Annotated in this window: 16 protein-coding genes; 5 read left to right on the top strand and 11 right to left on the bottom strand. The window is 54.5% G+C overall.

Annotated elements, in window-relative coordinates; all coding sequences use genetic code 11:
- Positions 1–134: 134 nt before the first annotated feature.
- From I9H09_RS00745 to I9H09_RS00715, 7 genes are all read right to left on the bottom strand, one after another.
- Complete coding sequence (locus tag I9H09_RS00745; protein ID WP_122347521.1) at positions 135–614, bottom strand: hypothetical protein; 480 nt, start codon at positions 612–614, stop codon at positions 135–137.
- On the bottom strand, positions 615–3,257 hold the full coding sequence (locus I9H09_RS00740) for a hypothetical protein (RefSeq protein WP_236502383.1): 2,643 nt from the start codon (positions 3,255–3,257) through the stop codon (positions 615–617). It abuts the gene before it with no gap.
- Positions 3,254–4,864, bottom strand: a complete 1,611-nt coding sequence (locus I9H09_RS00735; RefSeq protein ID WP_122347522.1) for a site-specific integrase — start codon at positions 4,862–4,864, stop codon at positions 3,254–3,256. Before I9H09_RS00735 ends, I9H09_RS00740 begins: the two co-directional genes overlap by 4 nt.
- Before the next feature lie 9 nt (positions 4,865–4,873).
- A complete protein-coding gene (locus I9H09_RS00730; protein WP_183142485.1) occupies positions 4,874–6,055 on the bottom strand; it encodes a tyrosine-type recombinase/integrase in 1,182 nt (393 codons plus the stop codon).
- A 248-nt stretch (positions 6,056–6,303) separates the two neighbouring features.
- A complete protein-coding gene (locus I9H09_RS00725) occupies positions 6,304–6,582 on the bottom strand; it encodes an HU family DNA-binding protein (RefSeq protein ID WP_122347524.1) in 279 nt (92 codons plus the stop codon).
- A 188-nt stretch (positions 6,583–6,770) separates the two neighbouring features.
- On the bottom strand, positions 6,771–7,919 hold the full coding sequence (locus I9H09_RS00720) for an NAD(P)/FAD-dependent oxidoreductase (protein ID WP_005895129.1): 1,149 nt from the start codon (positions 7,917–7,919) through the stop codon (positions 6,771–6,773).
- Between the two features lie 42 nt (positions 7,920–7,961).
- The gene (locus I9H09_RS00715) at positions 7,962–8,129 is read right to left on the bottom strand and encodes a rubredoxin (RefSeq protein WP_002555879.1); all 168 of its coding nucleotides are present in this window, start codon (positions 8,127–8,129) and stop codon (positions 7,962–7,964) included.
- A 186-nt stretch (positions 8,130–8,315) separates the two neighbouring features.
- Here I9H09_RS00715 and I9H09_RS00710 point away from each other — a divergent pair, with 186 nt between their 5' ends.
- The 5 genes from I9H09_RS00710 to I9H09_RS00690 all read left to right on the top strand — a co-directional run bounded on the left by I9H09_RS00710 (position 8,316) and on the right by I9H09_RS00690 (position 13,437).
- A complete protein-coding gene (locus tag I9H09_RS00710) occupies positions 8,316–8,888 on the top strand; it encodes a chorismate--pyruvate lyase family protein (protein WP_024691592.1) in 573 nt (190 codons plus the stop codon).
- Positions 8,888–9,778 (top strand): 4-hydroxybenzoate octaprenyltransferase, encoded by an 891-nt coding sequence (gene ubiA, locus I9H09_RS00705; RefSeq protein WP_122347525.1) that lies wholly within the window; start codon positions 8,888–8,890, stop codon positions 9,776–9,778. Before I9H09_RS00710 ends, ubiA begins: the two co-directional genes overlap by 1 nt.
- Positions 9,779–9,934: 156 nt before the next feature.
- Positions 9,935–10,624, top strand: a complete 690-nt coding sequence (gene phoB, locus I9H09_RS00700) for a phosphate regulon transcriptional regulator PhoB (RefSeq protein WP_004881608.1) — start codon at positions 9,935–9,937, stop codon at positions 10,622–10,624.
- Between the two features lie 97 nt (positions 10,625–10,721).
- Positions 10,722–11,999: a phosphate regulon sensor histidine kinase PhoR gene (gene phoR / locus I9H09_RS00695; protein WP_230855615.1), complete on the top strand. Its 1,278-nt coding sequence runs from the start codon at positions 10,722–10,724 to the stop codon at positions 11,997–11,999.
- Between the two features lie 97 nt (positions 12,000–12,096).
- Positions 12,097–13,437 (top strand): hemolysin family protein, encoded by a 1,341-nt coding sequence (locus tag I9H09_RS00690; RefSeq protein WP_005895122.1) that lies wholly within the window; start codon positions 12,097–12,099, stop codon positions 13,435–13,437.
- 234 nt (positions 13,438–13,671) lie between these two features.
- On the opposite strand, the gene I9H09_RS00685 is transcribed toward I9H09_RS00690, so the two are convergent.
- The 4 genes from I9H09_RS00685 to phoU form a co-directional block, all read right to left on the bottom strand.
- Entirely contained in the window at positions 13,672–14,574 is a 903-nt protein-coding gene (locus tag I9H09_RS00685; RefSeq protein WP_005895120.1) for a peptidoglycan DD-metalloendopeptidase family protein, read from the bottom strand.
- Between the two features lie 116 nt (positions 14,575–14,690).
- The gene (locus I9H09_RS00680; protein WP_122311305.1) at positions 14,691–19,340 is read right to left on the bottom strand and encodes a deaminase domain-containing protein; all 4,650 of its coding nucleotides are present in this window, start codon (positions 19,338–19,340) and stop codon (positions 14,691–14,693) included.
- A 264-nt stretch (positions 19,341–19,604) separates the two neighbouring features.
- Positions 19,605–20,495 carry a response regulator gene (locus I9H09_RS00675; protein WP_005895116.1) on the bottom strand — a complete coding sequence of 297 codons (891 nt, stop codon included), beginning with the start codon at positions 20,493–20,495 and terminating at the stop codon, positions 19,605–19,607.
- A gap of 204 nt (positions 20,496–20,699) precedes the next feature.
- Entirely contained in the window at positions 20,700–21,461 is a 762-nt protein-coding gene (phoU, locus tag I9H09_RS00670; protein WP_005895114.1) for a phosphate signaling complex protein PhoU, read from the bottom strand.
- Between the last annotated feature and the right edge of the window lie 13 nt (positions 21,462–21,474).

Genomic DNA, 21,474 nt, shown 5'->3' with positions numbered 1-21,474 from the left:
GTGAGACAAATTATATTCCATGTTATCAACGGTAGTTGGCTCTAATTTTTCAGTTCACGCAGCGTGATATTCGATTGAATAGTTAGGCGCTCAGCATGATGTAGCGGCGCAAGCACCGTTAGCTCTAGGGTTGGTCAGCCTTTGACTGCCCTGTTGGGGGGCGTAGTCTTGGTGGAAATTGGCGTAATCTGCGCTTGCTGGGCCGCGCCGCGCCTGATGGGCACCTGTTCCATGAACTCGCCAGGATCAATGTTTTTTCGACGAGCGATGAGTGATGCGTAAATTAAGCGCTCTCGCTCACGATTAAGCTGTTGAGTTAATTCAGCAACTTGGGCTTTTAGTTTTTCAATCTGCTTATCTTTCTGTAAATCCTTAGCGTTGGAGATAGATTCCTCTAAATTGAAATCAGATGCTCCTAGAGCATATGAAGTAACAATGGCTTTGATGCGTTGGTACTCGGCCTCAAATTGTTTGTTACGCCACAGGGTGGCCTTGGAGATCCCACACTGATCAGTAATGTATTTCCAAGAAAATAGGTTTGGCATTACGATCTGGCGCTCAAACCTCTGTAGCAGCGCGAAAGCCTGAGTCCATTGATCAGCTTTAGTGGTCATTCAAGAATTCCCGCATTGAAAAGCACAGTCATCTGGTTTAGATCCATCATGCCGAAAAGGCATAAAGTCTTTGGCTTCATCTGCTTGAGCCTGCGTAAGTATGAGCTCAGATTTTTCCAGCACGGCCGTCGAATTGCGAAACACGGTCATCTGATGTTCAATGTGCATTTCGACAGACTCTACGGGAATCCGAGCATGATCCATAAGCTCGAATAGCCTGCTCAGCTCTATTTCCGCTTTGTCTCGCTCCGCTTCAAGCTTTTTCCGCTGACCAGGATCTTGAAGGTCGAATACAAATTCCCGACAACCCAAACCATTTGCACCCGTCAAACACTTGAGGTGATATACGCAAGGCTTTAGATTTATATCGCGAACACAATATCCCATTGGCCCGTGATGAACAGTCTGCAGCGTCGAAGTAAGAAGTTCTTGTATATTGGTGGCCGGAATGAGTTGTTCAGACCACCGCTTGACGGTTTCAGGCAAGTGCCCTATGAATCGAGACTGTTGATCCAACATAAGCTCTCCGACTCTAGCGGCACGCTCACGAGGGGTCTGGTGATCGTAATGAGCTCCTTGCAACTCAGTACGCCCCATCCACTTGTTAACGATGCTGGCGGCTAAGCCGGCCCTAAATAAAGAATTCGTCTGCCAGTGCCTTCCTTTATGAGTCTTAAATGAGTAAATCAAAGCCTGGTCCGTCTCAACGCCGTAGCGACTAAACGCCGATTGTTTTGCGGGGTCATCTTTACTCGGGGTAAGCGCGTGAAGAACGGAGTAGTATCCGAGTACTACCGGTATTTTCGGATTATAGACGCCTCCTGAGTTGCTAGGCACGACAAAAAGATGATCTGAGACCCTCTGACTTATATTGAAAGATCTAGAGCTAATTTCTAAGCCATCTTCAAGTGTTTCATCTTTTATCGAAGCAACCAACTCGGAACTCACTTTGGCATTGATCTCAACAAACCAATCGCTGACTGCAGGGGCAATGCTGGTTGCGTCAGCCATGTAACCGCTTGTAATCTTGTACCTCATGGGGCCAGAGGAAACCTTAATAGAAAAACGGACGCGCCTATCTGAAATCTTGACTTTGGAATAAAAGCCTGTGGCATGATCCGACTTCCCAACGGAATTAAGAGAATTAAACAGCTCAGGATACACGTTTTTCAATTCCGATTTAGGGATTTCATTGAGGAATTCATAGCCCCCACCGACTACATTTCTTATAACTTTTTCAGCGGACTCTAGATCAAATATTGACTGGCCGTGTGGACTAGTTTCCTCTCGCCCGAAAAGCGCATAGCTATGCAGCCGACTCAAGTTCACATACTGCATGTGCTCTGTAAAAAATGATGAGCTAGGTGCGCCATGATGCTCTGCCCCTTGAATTAGTTCGTAAAGCTCCCTGTATGTTATAAAATTTTTCCTGAACTGAACCAGCTCGTTCAAGCGCCGCTGCACATCCTCACCTTTGACGAAGTGCTTGAATCTATTATGGCCAATCTGTGAGGAAGTGATAGAAAAGCCCCATCTTTTATAGGTCTTTAGCAATTGATAATCTCCTAGAGATTCGCTACATATCGGAAGATAGCCTCCCAAGTCTTGTAACGGGATTAAACTATCACCAACGATCGCTCTTTTGCTGGCCAACCTTACAACAGCATGGCGCTCATTTTCTTCGGCGAAAGAATGAAGCTTTACTAAGTCCCGCGAAATCCTGTCTTCAATCGCTTCTGCTCGAGAAGCGAGACGGTGCTTCAATTCTGAGATAATGGCGCCAGACTCAATAGCTCGTGCACTTTCCCGATAAGGTGCGCAAATAGCTTTGATCCTATCAACAGCATCGGATATCGCCACCCGCCAAATTTTGGGAATGTAACGAGCTTCAGGAGCGGAACCTTTTGCAGTCCAGACTCGACAGTAAAGCTCGCCATTGATGGAAACTAAACAATTTTCGGGCAGGCGTAGTACTTCTCCTATCCGAAGTCCCAAACCATATTGAAAAATCTGGGTTAGCACACACAGCATATCCATTTCCGCTCTAATGCTGCCATCCCATTGGCCTGCGATGGCCCATTTTAAGCCAATTACTGCTTTGACCAACTCTGGAAGAGGCATTTTGTCACCCTTCGCAACGCGCCCATACTCATCCGCGGACCTGAATGTTTTCCCTGCAACAATATCAATGTTCTCAATTAACAGCTCGTTCTCAGCAAGAAACGCAATAAAAGAATTAACCCCATGCACATAACCTTCAGCAGAAGTCCTCGCCGCTAACTTTTCTAGCACTCGCCAATACGATACCTGGTCGATGTCCCACAACGACAAGACGCCAGCTTTACTAAAAAGCTTAGCAGCATCCATAGGTTTTTTAACACCGCTCGGGGTTAAGTGTCTGGAGCTTCGCCGATGCCACAAAATGTCTACGAGAAAGACTTTTAGAACCGACGACATCTCGGGCGATATATCGTTTTTACTGAAATAGATATTGGACTTACCACAGTAACTCCAGCAATCATCCTCCCAGGAAGAAATTGGGAAAACAGAAAGCTTTGCAAATCGTTTCTTGGCTGTGTCTTGTAATTTCGAAAGCGTGTGCTCCAGCCTCTTATGCGACAGAGAACCTATAGTAGTCTTCATGAAGACTTACTCGCAGGATAAATCGACACAACAGGTATACCAGCCGAATATGCTATTGCGGCTTTACAACCGGCTATGGATTCGTCAATTGCAGAGACCAGTTGGCTGTCCCCGAATGCAAGAAGGTGCGACCTCCGATCCTCCAACCCATTTAGCACATCCTCATGGACTACTTTGCTTTTATTTGGGCAAAACCTCTTGCATGAGTAACATGCAACTGCGGGCTCTTCAAAGCACGCTGTTTTGCTGGCACAACGACCTATCGCGTTGAACCCCCTGACTTCATGTACCACTCTGCTGTACATGTTATTTGGAATCGTCTCCTCATTCATCCAAGCGGCTGTAAACATCTGCTGCTCAACCCTGTTTGAAGTTGCGGACTCTAGAAGTTCCCACATCTCTAGGCTAAATTTGAAATAGTGCTTCACGGACAATATGTTTTGGTGGTCAAGCAGCTCGGCGACCTCCTCAGGTGCGCAACCGGAAACCACGGCCATCGTTCCCAAGGTGTATCTAAACCTATAAGGGTTCAAATGAAAATTTTTTCCAGTCCTCGGCGACAAAGGAAATGACTTTTCGGCCTGGTGCAACACCCTCCAAATATATTGAGGCGTACAGTGGAGAGCATAACTTCTTTTGTGCTCAGATTGGTAGATGCTCTTGGATGACATGTACCCAGCCCGGGGAACCAAGGGAGAATCATAGCCAGGCCAAAACCGGAGCTTAAGAGGCTTTGATCTTAAAAATATAGGCAACTCGTCCTCATTAATATGGAGCGGTAAATCTGTTTGTGACTTAAAAAGCCCTTCAAGCAACGTAACCGTGGATTCGCGCACAAGCCTAGTTGTAAAATTTACTCGCCGATATTGAGATGAACCTTTGACGCGAGGTATACGCAAATAATGCAGACCAGCCATCTTGTCGTAGATAAAGTCCTTCCGCTTAAGCAACGATATCTGTATGGGTCTCAGGCCAAAATTCAGACACAGATCCAATATCACTCTAACCACGCAAGAGTGAGTGTCATTATCTACTTCTCTCAAGAGCACTGCTACTTCTTCTCGACTAAAGGGGCCAAGTTCTTCATCCATCATAAAAAGGGCACTATAGCTGTTCTGGTGCTCGGTGTAGCCTTCCAAACCTAAAAAATCTTCTGCCAACCGTATATCAAAATCATATTCGTGCACAATCAAAAACCGGACTAGCGCTTTGGCGCTTGTTATCAGCACCTCTTTGTCCCGTCCTTTCGATTGACATATCAGTTGATCAAGAGCGTCAAAAAATGAATTTCTATCAGGAGAATCTACTGAAAACATTCGCAAAAAACTAATGCGGGCTGACACTGTGCCTGCATGATATCGTTCAAGAGTGAATCTAATAAATTTTTTTACAAGTGCTCCTAGCTCCCCTCTGACAAGGTTAATCTCACCAAGTTGTAGGTAAACGGTGCGAGTTGTATCGTCAGGCAACAGTACCATTGGAAGGAGTTCCCCAAAACGTGAGAACACCTCCAACTCGTAAACCAGTCTGCTAGTCACAAAACGATTTACACCTAATACCACATCTTCGCCAATGTCGGGCGAAACAAGCATCTCACGGACCGTCATTAGATATCTCTAGCTAAATCCAGTAAAGGGACAAAACTCTGTCATATGTCCTTGTATTAGCAGCTGCAACTCTCGAACGTTACGCTGGATAGAGCCTTTTGCGTACCGTGCCGGCATGATACTTCCCGAAGCCCAACCACCGGCAGACTCTTGTACAGGCGCCTTTAGCAGCGCACGACTAAGGGCAGGCATATGTCGATGTTTGTTGTCCAATGCCTCATTTAATAGATCATGGAATGTGTTGCGTAGCCGATGTGGAGATAATAGGCCTTTGAACGCCGAGTGCTTTTTCACTAGTTCGTTCAAAATAGCATTGGGCGTTTGGACAGAAAGAGGTAATCCATCGCGATACGACACAAATACGAAGCTCGATTTTTGCCAGCCCTTAAACTCTTTCCTGACGTGCGTTACGTAGTACTCCACAAGTGCTGCAATATCATCATGCAGCTCCACTTGCATTCCTAGCGTCTTTATAGCTGGACTCTCCGCCCTGGGGTAGTCTTTGACCTCGGCAGACTTCAGAATATCGTAATACTTCCTTTTCCCTGTAAGTTGCAGATGATTCAATCGTAGCAACAACATCTCACCTTTACGATTTCCGCTTGCCATCATTAATAGCAAAAGGATATAGTTCCTCCAGCGAATCTTATTAGTTTTCCAAGGATTCTGCGAATTATCCTCACTCGGATTAATGATAGAGAAAAACTTTCTTTGCAAATTCGGCGTTAATCCGACAGCGTCTTTTCTCTCTCCTGCAAAAGGTTTTTTAGAATAGAGATCAAACCCCTCCTTCATTTGCTTGAGCAGCGCATTGCCCATCTGCAAGTTCTCTATGGTATGGCTCTTTTTTCCTTGATAAAAACTCCACAGGTAGATCAGAAACCGTTTAGCCCCTCTCATTCTGGATAGATAGAATTTAGCAACTACTGGTTCCCCGTCGTTTTTAAATCCGCACCAAGATGAAAGCGCTTCTATCTCTCCTATTCTCAACGGTTTCTGAAGCGCGACTCTTGAAATTATATCAATGCCTTGCTGCTCGCAAAATCTATACAGATTTAATATTGCGGACTGATCTGCTTTTATAGAATTGATCTTTCTTCCGTTCTCATATCGCTGCAGTGCATCTGCACCGGCAAACATATCAATCTCATTATTCTTTGCAACAATCTTTAACTTAATGCCGCCGAGCATTTCAAATCTGACATTACACAACCTATAAGCCGATTCCACAGAATGAAACACTCGCGTCATTAATGAATACCGCCACCGTACCGATAGGTGAATTTCGCGTCAATAATGAAACACCAAGCTTTATATGTGAACTTCTTCACACTCGCTTTTTTTTGAAACTGACCCCAGCAAAAAAAAACGTTTCCAAAACGCAAACAGGCCTCTAATATAGAGGCCTGCATCAGGCTATCCACAGATTTTGAAACAACCTACGAATTATTTACGCTATCTTTCAGGGATTTGCCCGGTTTGAAGGCGACAGTGTTGCTAGCCTTGATTTTTACCGGCTCCCCGGTTTGTGGGTTTTTACCGGTGCGTGCGCCGCGATGGCGTTGCAGAAACGTTCCGAAGCCGACCAGCGTCACGCTTTCCTTGCGGTGCAGTGCGCCGGTGATCTCTTCAAGAATGGCATCCAGGACTTTCTTGGCCTGGTCTTTGGTGATATCCGCCTTTTCAGCAATAGCGGCTGCAACTTCTGGTTTACGCATATGAAGCCTCTTTTTACGGTTTTTGTTTTTATGTCCCGCGCCGCTGTCAAAAACGGCTACAAGGCGCTGCGACGGCTCTACGTCGCGGCCGACGGTAACGAGAATGGCATGCTGGACTGAGCCGCGCCAGTGCATCGAAGACGTTTTTTGGCGAAAATATGGCGACTATCCGACAAAATGCGTCGAAATCATGCCAATAACGCAGGTAAAACCTTGTTCAGTGCGAGTTTTTCCATAACGGCCGCTCCAGTCAGCGCGTAGCCCAGCAGATTGCCTTCGGCGTCATGACAAAGCGCTTTGATGTCGCTCCCCTGCCCCTCGATATGCCAGTGGCCTTCTTTTCCGCGGGGTGGTGGCGAAACCACCAGCGGACACGCCGGGGTCTTTACCGTGATGGGCATTGGCCCGTACTTCACGGCAGTCGGTGTGCCGGTCAGCGTCTGGGCCAGTGCACGGGCGCAGCTCATCAATGGCATCACGTACAGCAGGTTGAGACCATCGACTTCAGCGCAGTCGCCCAGCGCGTGGATATTGGCGTGGGAAGTCTGCAGGTGACGATCGACAAGAATGCCACGGCCCGTTTGCAAGCCAGCGGCAGCCGCCAGTTCGATGCGCGGACGCAGCCCGATCGCAGACACCACCAGATCGCAGTCGATGATCTGTCCATCGGACAAATTCGCTTGTAGTGCGTCACCACTGCGCTGCAGTCGAGTCAGCACCGGGCCCAGGTGAAAACGCGCGCCCAGACTCTCGAGGCCGGTCTGCACCGCCGTTGCCGCAGCGAGCGGCAGCAGGGTCGGCATGACCTGCTCGCAGGGTGCCACGAGGTCAACCTCATAGCCGCCCAAGATCAAGTCATTGGCGAATTCGCAGCCGATCAGCCCTGCCCCCAGAATCAAGACCCTACGCTTGCCGGCCGCCGCAGTGCGGAAACGGGCGTAATCCTGAAGGTCGTTGATCGGGAAAATCGCATCGCCTGCGTCGCCTTCCACCGGCACTCGTATTGCTTCGGCACCCCACGCCAGTATCAGGTCGCGGTAGTACACCGCTTCCTCACCGACCCACAGGCGTTTGTGACCGGGATCAATACCGCTGATCCGCGTGTGCGTACGGACCTCGGCCTTGAGCTGATCGGCCATCGCGCCCGGCTCGGCCATGCTCAATGCATCGGCCTCCTTGTTCTTGCCGAAACCGGTGGAAAGCATCGGCTTGGAATAGGAACGGCCGTCATCGGCAGTAATCAGCAGCAACGGTGTGTCGCCGTCCAGCTTGCGAAATTCGCGCGCAAGGTTATAGCCCGCTAGGCCGGTGCCGATGATGACGACAGGTGCGTTCATTTTTCTTTCCTATTCATTGCCACGCCTGATCTTCAGGCACAATCAGCCGATTTCGATCATTTCGAAGTCCATCTTGCCCACGCCGCAGTCCGGGCACAGCCAGTCTTCGGGTACGTCCTGCCAAAGCGTGCCAGGCGCGATCCCGTCGTCCGGCCAGCCGTCGGCTTCGTTATAGATCAAGCCGCAAACGATGCACTGCCACTTCTTCATATCAGGTTCTCTTTTCCATCAGGCTGAAAGTTATATGACGGTCGTTCGCCGTCTGAAGGGGCGTTGTACTGATCGGCAGTCCAGTATGCAAGCCTGAATCTATAACGAGCTGTTCGACCGGTCGTCGGTGAAGGCCGTCAATCATGCTAAGCTCGCGACCTCGTTGTCCGTCGAAAATGACTTACCGTGACCCAGCATTCTCCCGTATCCATTAGCCCGATCTGGCTTTCGCGAGAGCAATTGATCGATGCGCCCGAGCCTGAGATTCTCGACTGGCTGTTCCATCCGGACTCGCTCACGCGCAGGCTTGACCGTCTGTCCGACGGCGGTTTCAGTGTGCTGCCGCTGTTTGAGGGTTGGCAGCCTTTACGCAACGACGAATGCCTGGCCCTGAACCTGCCACTCGCCAGCGAAGGCTGGGTGCGCGAAGTGTATCTGCGCGGCAATGGCTGCAACTGGGTGTTCGCTCGTAGCGTAGCCGCTCGCAGCGCCTTGCAGGATGATGGCTTGCAGATGGACCGGTTGGGCACGCGTTCGCTGGGCGAGTTGCTGTTCAGCGACCCCGCGTTCACGCGTGGCATGCTTGAGGTGTGTCATTACCCTGAGGGCGGTCTGCCTCCTGCCGACGCCGCCTCGCAAATGACGCCAGCGCTATGGGCACGCCGCTCGGTGTTCAGTCGCGGCGCGCTGAGCGTGCTGGTCGCCGAAGTCTTTCTACCCGCCCTGTGCAACAAGCTTCAAAACAAGGATTGCGTCTGATGTACCTGTCACTGCTCAAATCACTCAATCGCCTGAGCCCACGGGCTTGGGACTTCATTCAGTTGACGCGCATCGACAGGCCCATCGGCTTTTACCTGCTGCTGTGGCCCACCCTCTGGGCCATCTGGATCGCAGGTAAAGGCTCGCCCTCACTGAAGACCGTAGTGATATTCGTGGTCGGCGCGTTCCTGATGAGAGCGGCTGGCTGCGTGATCAATGACTTCGCCGATCGCAAGGTAGACGGTCACGTCAAACGTACAGAGCAACGCCCCTTAGTCAGCGGCAAAATCAGCGCTCGCGAAGCGCTGGCGCTGTTTGCAGTGCTGGTCGTTACGAGCTTTGTGCTGGTGCTGTTCACCAATCCGACCACCATCTGGCTGTCATTCGGCGGCCTGGCCCTCGCCGCCACTTACCCGTTCATGAAGCGTTACACCTATTACCCACAGGTGGTGCTGGGCGCGGCGTTCTCATGGGGCATGCCAATGGCGTTCACCGCCGAGACCGGCGACCTGCCTGCCGCCGCATGGCTGCTGTATATCGCCAACGTGCTCTGGACGGTGGGCTACGACACCTACTACGCCATGGTGGATCGCGACGATGACCTGAAAATCGGTGTGAAATCCACCGCTGTACTGTTCGGTGACGCTGATCGCGTGATCATTGCGACGCTGCAGGGTCTGGCGCTGGGCTGTCTGTTGCTGGCCGGCGCGCGTTTCGAACTGGGCACCTGCTTCTATCTGGGTTTGCTGACCGCCGCGGGGTGCTTCGCCTGGGAGTTCTGGAGTACCCGCTTGCGCGAACGGGATGCCTGCTTCAAGGCTTTCTTGCACAATCACTGGGCCGGACTGGCCATATTTCTCGGCATCGTGGCCGACTACGCAGTGCGCTGAGGCAGCCGGTGTCATCTGCTGCTAAACGTGAATAAGAAAGCCATGCCGACCTCATTGCACGGCTAGCGTGCTAGCCTCATTCAAACCTGTCACACGACTGCAATAATTCCGTTATCTAATGCGCCCCAAGACAGTTAAATGACAAGAGGTTCAAGCATGGTTGGCAGGAGCATTCTGATCGTTGACGACGAAGCGCCTATTCGCGAAATGATCGCCGTTGCGTTGGAAATGGCCGGCTATGACTGTATTGAAGCCGAAAACTCTCAGCAGGCCCACGCGATCATCGTCGACCGCAAGCCGGACCTGATTCTGCTCGACTGGATGTTGCCAGGCACGTCCGGTATCGAACTGGCTCGCCGCCTCAAGCGTGACGAACTGACCGGGGATATCCCGATCATCATGCTCACTGCCAAGGGCGAAGAGGACAACAAGATCCAGGGCCTGGAAGTAGGCGCTGACGATTACATCACCAAGCCCTTCTCTCCTCGCGAGCTGGTTGCACGCCTCAAGGCCGTACTGCGCCGCGCAGGCCCAACGGATGGTGAAGCGCCGATAGAAGTCGGCGGTCTACTGCTTGACCCGATCAGCCACCGTGTGACGATCGATGGCAAGCCGGCAGAAATGGGCCCCACCGAATACCGCTTGCTGCAATTTTTCATGACCCATCAGGAGCGCGCCTACACCCGTGGTCAGTTGCTGGATCAGGTTTGGGGCGGCAACGTGTATGTCGAAGAACGCACCGTTGATGTCCACATCCGTCGCCTGCGCAAGGCCTTGGGCGATGCCTATGAAAATCTGGTGCAGACCGTGCGCGGCACAGGCTATCGCTTTTCCACGAAAAGCTGACAGCTGCTTTGTCGGCGCAGGCAATGTGGGCAGTGCGGATCAGACAAGGATTTACCCTTAATTGAATCAAAATTGGCACGGCACTCTGATACGCCACATGTTGTTACTGGTCACTGCCTGCCTGATAGTCGGTCTGATCAGTGGGCAATATGGCTGGAGCCTGGCCACCGGGCTGGGCCTGTATCTGGCCTGGACCCTCAAACAGCTTCTGCGCCTGCACGACTGGCTGAGCAGCCACAAAGCAGACGAGCCGCCTCCGGACGGTTACGGGTTGTGGGGTGAAGTGTTCGACAGCATCTATCACCTGCAGCGCCGCGACCAGCGTGTACGCGGGCGCCTGCAGGCGGTCATCGACCGGGTTCAGGAATCGACGGCGGCCCTGCGCGACGCTGTCATCATGCTCGACAGCGATGGCAACCTGGAATGGTGGAACCGCGCAGCCGAAACCCTGCTAGGCCTGAAAACACCGCAGGACAGTGGCCAGCCCGTCACCAATCTGGTGCGGCACCCACGCTTCAAAGAGTATTTTGCGCTGGGCGACTACAGCGAGCCTCTGGAAATACCTTCGCCAACCAACGACCGTCTGCGCATCCAGTTGCTGATTACCCGCTACGGCAATAACGAACACTTGATGCTGGTACGCGATGTCACCCGCATCCATCAACTGGAGCAGATGCGCAAAGACTTCGTCGCCAACGTTTCCCACGAGTTGCGCACGCCACTGACCGTTATCTTCGGCTACCTGGAAACACTCCTCGATAACGTGGAAGAAGTGAACCCACGCTGGGTTCGTGCGCTGCAACAGATGCACCAGCAAGGCGGGCGCATGCAGACGCTGCTCAACGACCTGCTGTTGCTCGCCAAGCTGGAAGCCACGGATTACCCTTCGGACAACAATCCGGTAATCGTCAAGACGCTGCTCAAGACCATCACGGCTGACGCCAACGCCCTGTCAGGCAGCAAGAACCAGCAGATCCACCTCAGCCTCGAAAGCGACATGCGCCTCAAAGGCAGTGAAAGCGAGTTGCGCAGCGCGTTTTCAAATCTGATTTTCAACGCGGTCAAATACACCCCGGCAGAGGGCGTCATCCATATCCGCTGGTGGGCCGACGAACGTGGCGCGCACCTGAGCGTGCAGGATTCCGGGATCGGCATCGAAACCAAACATTTGCCGCGCCTTACTGAACGCTTTTATCGCGTCGATACCAGTCGCGCTTCCAACACCGGCGGCACCGGACTTGGCCTGGCCATCGTCAAACATGTGTTGCTGCGCCACCGCGGCAATCTCGAGATCAACAGCGTTCTTGGCAAGGGCAGCGTGTTTACTTGTCACTTTGCCAGCGGCCAATTGTCCAAACCCTCGAACGACGACTAGGCAATCGTGCTTTCAGCCGCTACATTGCCGGGTTCATGGCGTCTTGTGACGCGACAATACCCTCTTCCTGTCAATACGGACCCTGCAAAACCCCATCATGGACCCTTCCCCTAGTTTTAACCTGTCTTCACTCTTCGCCGACTTCGGCATGATTCTTTTTGCGCTGTTTCTGGTCCTGCTCAACGGCTTTTTCGTTGCGGCAGAGTTCGCCATGGTCAAACTGCGCTCGACCAAGGTTGAAGCCATCGCCGACAAGAACGGCTGGCGCGGACACATTCTGCGCAAGGTTCACGGCCAGCTGGATGCCTACCTGTCAGCTTGCCAACTGGGGATCACTCTCGCCTCGCTCGGATTGGGCTGGGTCGGCGAGCCGGCCTTTGCACACCTTCTGGAGCCGTTGCTCGCTGCATTGGGCGTGGACACTCCGGAACTGATCAAGGGCGTGTCGTTCTTCACCGCCTTCTTCATCATCTCCTATCTGCACATCGTCATCGGTGAGCTGGCCCCCAAATCCTGGGCTATCCGCAAGCCGGAGCTGCTGTCGTTGTGGACGGCGGCTCCGTTGTACTTCTTCTACTGGCTTATGTACCCGGCAATCTACCTGCTCAACGCCAGCGCCAATGCCATTCTGCGCATCGCTGGCCAGGGTGAGCCCGGCCCGCATCATGAACACAGCTACAGCCGTGATGAACTGAAACTGATTCTGCACTCCAGCCGTGGCCAGGACCCCAGCGATCAGGGCATGCGCGTGCTGGCTTCAGCGGTCGAAATGGGCGAGCTGGAAGTGGTCGACTGGGCCAACTCCCGCGAAGACATGGTCTCGCTGGATTTCAATGCGCCGCTCAAGGAAATCCTCGCCCTGTTCCGTCGCCACAAATTCAGCCGTTATCCGCTGTACGACGCCGAACGCGGCGAGTTTGTCGGGCTATTGCACATCAAGGACCTGCTGCTGGAGCTGGCGGCGCTGGATCATATTCCAGAGTCCTTCAACCTGGCGGAGCTGACTCGTCCGCTGGAGCGCGTTTCGCGGCACATGCCGCTGTCGCAGTTGCTGGAGCAGTTCCGCAAAGGTGGAGCGCACTTTGCCGTGGTCGAAGAGGCTGACGGCAAGATCGTGGGTTATCTGACCATGGAGGACGTGCTCGAAGTGCTGGTCGGCGATATTCAGGACGAGCACCGCAAGGTAGAGCGCGGCATTCTGGCCTATCAGCCGGGCAAGCTGCTGGTGCGTGGTGACACGCCGCTGTTCAAGATCGAACGCTTGCTGGGCATTGACCTGGACCACATCGAAGCCGAAACACTGGCAGGCCTGATCTACGAAACCCTCAAGCGGGTGCCGGAAGAAGAAGAGCAGATGGAAGTCGAAGGCCTGCGCATCATCATCAAGAAGATGAGAGGCCCGAAAATTGTCCTGGCCAAAGTGCTGAAACTGGATTGATACACAGAGCGTGAGAGTTCCACATTCTCGCGTGTAGCGCGGCACATATCTATATGACGCAGAGCATCATGAACTGCATGCCAACGCGGCATTGGCGCGATAGGGTTCTGACACCTATCGCTCCGCACGCTCCAGCGTGGGAATGCCGTTCTGGACGCGCTCTGCGTCCGACCTTGAACGTGCGTGAGGGCATATTTAGGACGCAGAGTTATGTGAGTGCAGGCAGCTCTGCGGCTAATTCCCGCCCACCGCAAAGTTGGGCAGGCTCTGCACCGGGGTGGCGAATTCGTAGGGGATCGATACCAGTTCACTGCCGTTATTGCGCTGTACGACAAAGTGCAGGTGCGGGCCGGTGCTGTTGCCGGTATTGCCTGAGCGTGCCAGCGCAGTGCCCACATTGACCCGCTGACCTTCACGGACGCTCACAGAACCCTGCATAAGGTGCAGATAAACGCCCATCGTGCCGTCTTCATGCAGGATCCGCACAAAGTTGCCCGACGGATTCGAGCCACGCCCAGACTGGCTATTTTCGATCTTCACCACTGTGCCGCCACGCGCCGCGATGATCGGCGTGCCTTCAGGCATGGCGATGTCCATCGCGTAACGACCCTTGATCCCGAAATGACTGTATTTGCCATTCGGTCCCTGGGTCAGACGGAATGGACCGCCAATCCAGGGCAGTGGGTATTTATAGGCCTGTACCCTGCCTTTCGGGTCGCCCAGCGTCGAGGTCAGCATCGACGCGTAATTCATCGGTTTGCTTGCCACTTTGGGGCTCAGCACCACAACCCGCTGGTTGCTGCGTGCCGGAATCGTACGACGCAATGTCGTTGAAGAGCCAGCGACGCCCAGCACGTTGGTCACACTGGAGAGCCTGACCTCGACTTCGACCGGCGCATACAGGTCGTTGCGAACATACAGGCTGTGTATGCCCCGGTCGCGTCTGACACTCAAATGCACCTGCTGATCGATACGCTCGACCATGCGGTCGCGAAACACCATCACCGATGCACCTGGCGTAGGGCGGTCCGAAAACGAGACCACGCCACCCGCATCGGTAAATTTATAAATCGTGACAGCACCCGCCGACTGGACAGTCAACGTCAGGGCAAACAGGACGAGCAGGCGTTCAAGCATCGGTGAGGGTCGGGTTCATGGGCACTGAACGCCAAGCCTATCAGCCTTGCCGGCAGAATAGGACTCGGCGGTATCAATCGGACATGAATAACGCGTCAACAAAGCCGCGCCAGCGATCAACTGCCCTGGTAGTCCTTCAGGTAGGTGACGGAAAACTGTGCCTCCGGAAAGTCCAGCTTCAAGCGAGGTAAAACGAATCCGCCACAGGAGCGGCACGTGTCCATCACAGTGAACACTTTGATATGCGTCAGACGGGTAGACGCCATGTCTTCCTTGAAAATGGTTGCGATAAGACGCTCTGAATCAAGGTGACGCTCGAATTTACTGACCACCAGTCGACCAGCATCGCGTATCACTGGCAGGCTGGTGAAACCCGGATCCGGCGCGCGTCCCGCCATCCGGGCCCGCGCATCTCGATAGATCACACCGTCAATGACCCGCTCGGTCTCATCGACAAGATCGAGCTGAAGCTTGAGGCTTTTCGCTCTGCGCCCCCCGGAAAGCGCGTAATACACGATCCGCTCACCGGCCTCGGTATACGCCTGCAGGAAAGAAAGGTTGGCTCCCTTGACCTGATTCATGATGCTGCGTGCTGCCTTGGGCTTCACAATGCTCTCCAGGCCCAACCTCTCCCATCGGACCGGCGAGCCCTGTGCAGGCAGCAGATGGTTCAGGACCTCCACAATATGCTGCTGTTCCGGCAAGCTTCTTTGGATGACTTTCTGGAAGTCCGGAATGCTGTCTCTGGTCAGCTCCACGAATCGTTTCTGAATGAGCTCGCCAGAGAGGATATTGGCGGCGTACCCCATAAGCCTGTTTTTTTGCCGATTGGCGGTACACCACTCAGCGTACTCCTCGTAGCGGGTGATCTGTTTCCCCCAGGCAACGCTCCATGCTTCTCGCCCGGAGTCGTCCAGAAGATCAAACAGCAGCCGCGCAATGTTTTCCTGATCCTGTTCGGCATGTGGAAAGTCACGGACCAGTCGGTACTGTTCGGATAGGCGAAGGTATTCGCTAATCTCCTCAGCAACGGTCACGCTAGAAAACTTCAGCTCGGTCGAACCCTCGACAACGACTGGCGCCTTGTAGAACACCCCGCTGTCAGGTTCGATGAAAATCCAGGGCATCCCATCGGTGTCGAAACGGATGCCGCGCAATGTACGGGCATCGTTGATGCCGGAAGCGATGGGGCCAACCTCGACAACCGGCATGTGCTCATAGATCCATTGCGCATCAGAAACGACGAAATTCTCCGGCAGCCCCAGCAATCCTTCGCTTGCAAGCACGCCTGCAAGTTCGGGCAGGTACACAGGCGCTTCCGGCAGGGCAAACAGCGCCCGCTCAGCATCGGCAAGCGGCATGACCACTTTCCCGGCAGGCGCTTGCGTTGAAGTAGAAGCGACCACTTCTCCGGCATCGGCCCATTTGCAGATCTTGCCTTCGTTGACAAATACATCAATGGACTCGTTACCAGACTTCAGCCTGTGCAGCCTGAACTCGCGAGCGTCCATGGCGTTGCTGGGGTATTTGCCGGTACGTTTGGGTGAAGTCGAGCCATCTCTTACAGGCTCCGGTGTTGGTGTTTTCAGCCTTACACCATCGGTACACGGCAGCGAGATCAGATCGCGTCGAACCCGGCAGACGTTTTCGGCCTCAAGCAACCATTCCGAGCGTTGTGAAAGTTTCTCGGCCGTGAGCTTGCGCAGCGCAGCATCGGGCGCATACGCGTCCAGGCGGTAGAGGTGATCATCGACACGTATCTGGAAAACACCGGCGTCTCTTTCGCTTGCAAGCACGTGGCTCTCTTCGGCAATACAGACCTCGTAAAAACCATCTTCAACTTCAATAAGCGGGGCGATAGCCGGGTAATGGTCAGGGCCAATGCGCTCCTGCGCTGAAAAAACCGAAAATTCGCTGAGATCGTGACCGGACAAAGGCGTCAGCCTTTTCCCGAACGGCGCATCAGACAGCGGATCGGATAACCTGAAATCAGGCTGCTCCGGCGTACCGGTATTGCGTACGACCACACCGGACTTGCCATCCACCTTCACAAGCAGATCTGAAACCGCGACATCCGGCAGCAGTTGCTCTGCGTTTTCGGCAAGCCTGTACATCCCCTTGTCGAGATGCATACCGGCTTCAAGTGCGGACTGCGATGCAAACACGTCACGCAGAGACGGCAGCTCGTCCAGCAAAGCAGCCCAGCTTCGCGCGCCTATTCTCAGGCCCGCCTTGCCAAGGTCGTGCAGGGCGAATATCGCGCTCTGTTTTGCCAGCCCGGTGATCAGTGTTTTGACCGCAGTAGCGGCAACTCTGGCAACTGATTCCACACTCATTTCACCGGCCCGCAGGATGATTCGGGCAGTCGATCCGGCAAACTGCCCCAAAGGAATGAGCAAGAAGGCAGTATCCATCACACAGCTTATGATCAGCCCGCCTGAGCGGCCACCGGCGGAAAGATCCTTGATGCACCCGTAGAACGGAATGACCAGACGAGCAGCGAGGTCAGCGTACTCGCGCTCCTTGGCCCAGGTCTTTTCCCATTCGGTCTCGTGCAGGTGCAGCACTTTGCTTTGCTCAAGGAAGTCAGCCAGCAAATGTAACGCCGCTTTGTTCGCCAGGGCCTGCAAATTACCCGGTTCATCAGCCTGGGTGAAGTAGACCAGTTCGGCAGAAGGTACGAGCATGCCTTGCTGTGGCCTGTGGTAAGCCCGCGTGGAGCGGGAAACAGAACCCGAAAGGTAGGCGTCGCTGTCCATTGGAAGCAGTGGCGTGACCCGGGCCTCTTCGATACGTCGCTGATGTGCATCTTTAAGGTGGAACGCCTCGATGATCGAAACAGTGCCAGACCACGTGACGTCCTCGACTTCATAGGTGAACGCCTGATGGACTTCACCGGCGACGCCCGCTGCCGGGATCAGCTGGAAAAAACGCTCTACCACAGAGTGGCCCTGAAAATCATTGAGGTGGTCGCCTCGCTGACACCGGACAAAAAGTCCCTGCGTGCCTTCTTGCGACCCGAACCGGACCCGACTCAGTTCGCATGTCGAATTCAACAGGTCAGCCCGGTCTCGCGGCTGCATTTCCGATAGCAATCGTTCGATGATGCCAGCTTGCGCGCTGACCATAGCCCCCTGAAAAAGATCGAAAGCACTGGCATAGGCTTCAGGAACCGCAGGCTGCCCCTCGATATACACCTCACCCATCATCACCAGTTCAATAACCGACGCCTGTGGTCTACCCGCAGCCAGCAAGCGGTCGATGGAGTATGAAGCTGCAACCGTGAACCCGTGCTCCTGCAATATCGGCCAGTGCTCGATGCGAATGCTCTTGTCCCAAAGCCGCCAGTCGACACCCGCCTCTTTCAACATGTGCTGTGCCAGACGCTTGCGGTCCGGAGGGCTGGACCCAAGCAGGCTGTTCAGCTCGCGAGCATGCGCCGCCTGCTGCGCGTGCAGATAAGCCAGCGCCTGGCTGACCTGCTCGGCACCAGCCTGATGAATATCGTCATTAACCGGCTGCTGAACGACGCCCTGCGCAATCGCGTAACGCAACGCCGGGACAATCAGCGTTCTGGTCCACAGGGCCTGGACATTAGCATCGGTGGACTGGCCCAGGTCAACGCTGACCTTGATCAGCTCATCGTAGGGAGTGATCTGCGAAAGGCCCGGAGACAGCGCCTCGACCAGTGCAACGCCGTGAAGGAGAGCCACACTCTGCAACGAACGACCGTATTGAAGATGATCAGGAACGCCGCCTACCAGCAACTCAGGCATCGCCTCGCGCAGGAACAGGTAGCACATGATGTCGAGCGTGCTGGACGTAGCATCGGGAAAGCCGGTGTGCGTCAGCTTCACCAGCATGTCGTGCAACTGCGTATGGCTGTAATCACAGACCCAGCCACCGCGCAGAGCCTTTTCGAGTGGCTGGCCAGCGATCTGCACAGCGCCTGCCAGGTGATCGGCGATCACTCGCCCGGCCAGTGCCTGGGTGATGAACCATGAGGTCTGTTCATCACCCTGACCGCCGTACCAACCCATGTAATCGAGCAGCGGAGCAAAGGCGGACTTGAACTGTGCCGTCTGGCTCAGCGCATGCCATGTCCCCTGGGCACTGAACCGTAACGCGCTGCCATGAGTGCCGGGTTCACACAGCAGTTCAATGCCCGATTGCTGAAGCAAAGCGCCTACATCATGAACGGTGCCCCAGATGTCCATTCGTGGGACATCAACATTCAGGCTCTGCGCAGTGGGCAGCGGCTGGTTCGCCTCGGTGCTCGAATCCAGCACAGGCATGAGCAATACGGCAGCAAGCGCAATCAGGGACTCAAACGATAATATCGAGTGCTCATGCCTGAGGCTGATGGCCAGCGAAAGCACGCGCATCCCCGACACTTCGGTTGCATTGTGAATCGCCGTCTTGAGCCAGGGGGCATTGCCCGGGTTGACGATGCGGGTCGCCATGCTGCGCAGGTACTCGGCTCGGTTCGCGGCTGCCATGGCAGTTGCCGGATCAACCTGCAAATCGCTGTCGGCCCATTTGTGTCGGGGAATCGCTGCCAGTCCGAGTGCAATCGACGCTTGCACGTCAGGCGAAGCCAGTTGTCGGGTGAGCGAACTCGACAGGGCTTTGTCACGGTACTCGGCAGGTGGCGTCAGCCTGCCAAGGGCCTGGCAGAAAAGCCCCAGATCAGAGCGTATGTCGGTGACGGGGGCTGGCTGATCGGAGGCGGTGTTGCTGGCTGATTGAAGCGCTATTGGGGGCATTGAAGTGTTTTTCCAGTGGTTATTTGCATTTTCATGCGACTGGAAAAACTAAATAGAACGGCGAGTTACGGCGATAGCGGAACATGCGCACCAAAGTTGCGGGAAAAGCCGACGCGAGGTGTCGTCCTGGCTCAACAAAAACTCGTCATTTGCAACGCAGCCTTCCCTCACACCTTGCAGGACCAGGTCTGAGAGCCTCGTAGCCAAGGCTCTACAGGACCTGTCGATGACGATAAGTCACCTATCTTCAGACTGACGCGGGTATCAGGCGCCCGGAATGAAGTGCTTCTGCGCCGTACCGCGTGCAATCAGGCGCGACAGGTAGTCAAGCTTCTGCGCATCCTGATCCACAAAGCGGAAGGACACTTGCAGCCATTCGCTGTCGGGTTTCTGCTCGAAGGCCGCAACCGAATGCAGATAACCATTCAGACGCGCCACTTCGTTGCTCTCGCCCTGCTCCAGGTCCAGAACAGCACTTTCAAGGACCTGCGGAAGGTTGTCGCTGTGACGCACCACCAGCGTTGCTTCCTTGAGCGTCAGCGCCTTGATCACGCAGGGCTGTGTGCCACTTGGCAGGCGCAGCTGGCCTTGCCCGCGGCCAGTGGGCGCTGCCGACTTGATCGCAGCAGGCGCGGCTTTGGGCGCGCTTGCAGGCGCTGCAGCTGAAGCAGAGCGAACCACTTCAGCCTTGCCACCGGTCAGTGCGCTCAAGGAGTCATTGAGCGGCGAATTCATGCGCGCCGGCGCGGTGGACATGACCGCGTCCAGCTTGCCGACCTTGGCCAGCGCTTTCTTGACCTTGGTCAGCAGCTGTTCGTTGGTAAACGGCTTGCCGACAAAATCGGTCACACCCGCTTGAATCGCCTGCACGACGTTCTCCTTGTCGCCACGGCTGGTCACCATGATGAAAGGGACGGTCTTCAGGTAGTTGTCTTGCTCACGGCACCATGCCAACAGCTCAAGGCCCGACATCTCGGGCATTTCCCAGTCGCACAGGATCAGATCGAACTCTTCTTTGTTCAATAAAACCTGAGCCTTGCGCCCGTTGACTGCATCCTCGGTATGGATCCCGGGGAAATAATTGCGCAGCCCTTTCTTGACCAAGTCGCGAATGAAAGTCGCGTCATCCACCACCAATACACTGACTTTACTCATCGACGCTCCTGCGGGCGTGTTCACCTGAGGGCGAACTGCGATATGCCAACACGCCCTTTGTTTCGGCAAGCATAGCGTTGACTGATAGCCAACAGCCATATTGATTGACTGCGCCGCGACTTTTTAACCCGCAGGCGACGGAAATATTGCGCTGCACAATGAAAAACGCCCAGCGCGTGCTGGGCGTTTTTCTCGCAGGCAATCTTACTTATCGTCAGCGGCGCCCGGAACATTAGCGGTTTCGCTCGAGATACCCTGCACTTCTTCCTTCATGCGCTTGAGACCCATGTGTCGCACGTCGGTACCGCGCACCAGATAGATCACCAGCTCGGAAATGTTGCGGGCGTGATCGCCGATGCGCTCCAGAGAGCGTAGCACCCAGATCACATTCAGCACGCGGGAGATCGAGCGTGGATCTTCCATCATGTAGGTCGCCAGCTCGCGCAGGGCGGTTTTGTACTCGCGGTCGATGATCTTGTCGTATTGCGCGACCGACAAGGCCAACTCGGCGTCGAAGCGCGCAAACGAGTCCAGAGCATCGCGCACCATGTTGCGCACCTGATCACCGATATGACGCACCTCCACGTAGCCGCGTGGCGCCTCGCCCTCCTCACAGAGCTGAATAGCACGACGGGCAATCTTGGTAGCCTCGTCACCGATGCGCTCCAGATCGATCACCGACTTGGAAATGCTGATGATCAGACGCAGGTCGGAAGCCGCAGGCTGACGACGAGCCAGAATGCGCAGGCATTCTTCGTCGATATTGCGCTCCATCTGGTTGATCCGGTCGTCGACCTCGCGAACGCGCTGCGCCAGGCCGGAATCAGCCTCGATCAGTGCCGTGACCGAATCGTTGACCTGCTTCTCGACCAGGCCACCCATTTCGAGCAAATGGCTGCGAACGTCTTCGAGTTCAGCGTTGAACTGCTGGGATATGTGATGCGTATGGCTGTCTTTGTGGATCATGCTGGGTGTCCTT

Source organism: Pseudomonas tremae, from assembly GCF_023278125.1.
Taxonomy (GTDB): domain Bacteria; phylum Pseudomonadota; class Gammaproteobacteria; order Pseudomonadales; family Pseudomonadaceae; genus Aquipseudomonas; species Aquipseudomonas tremae.
Note: the sequence above shows the minus strand (reverse complement) of the source record. Positions and strands in the feature narration are given on the sequence as shown.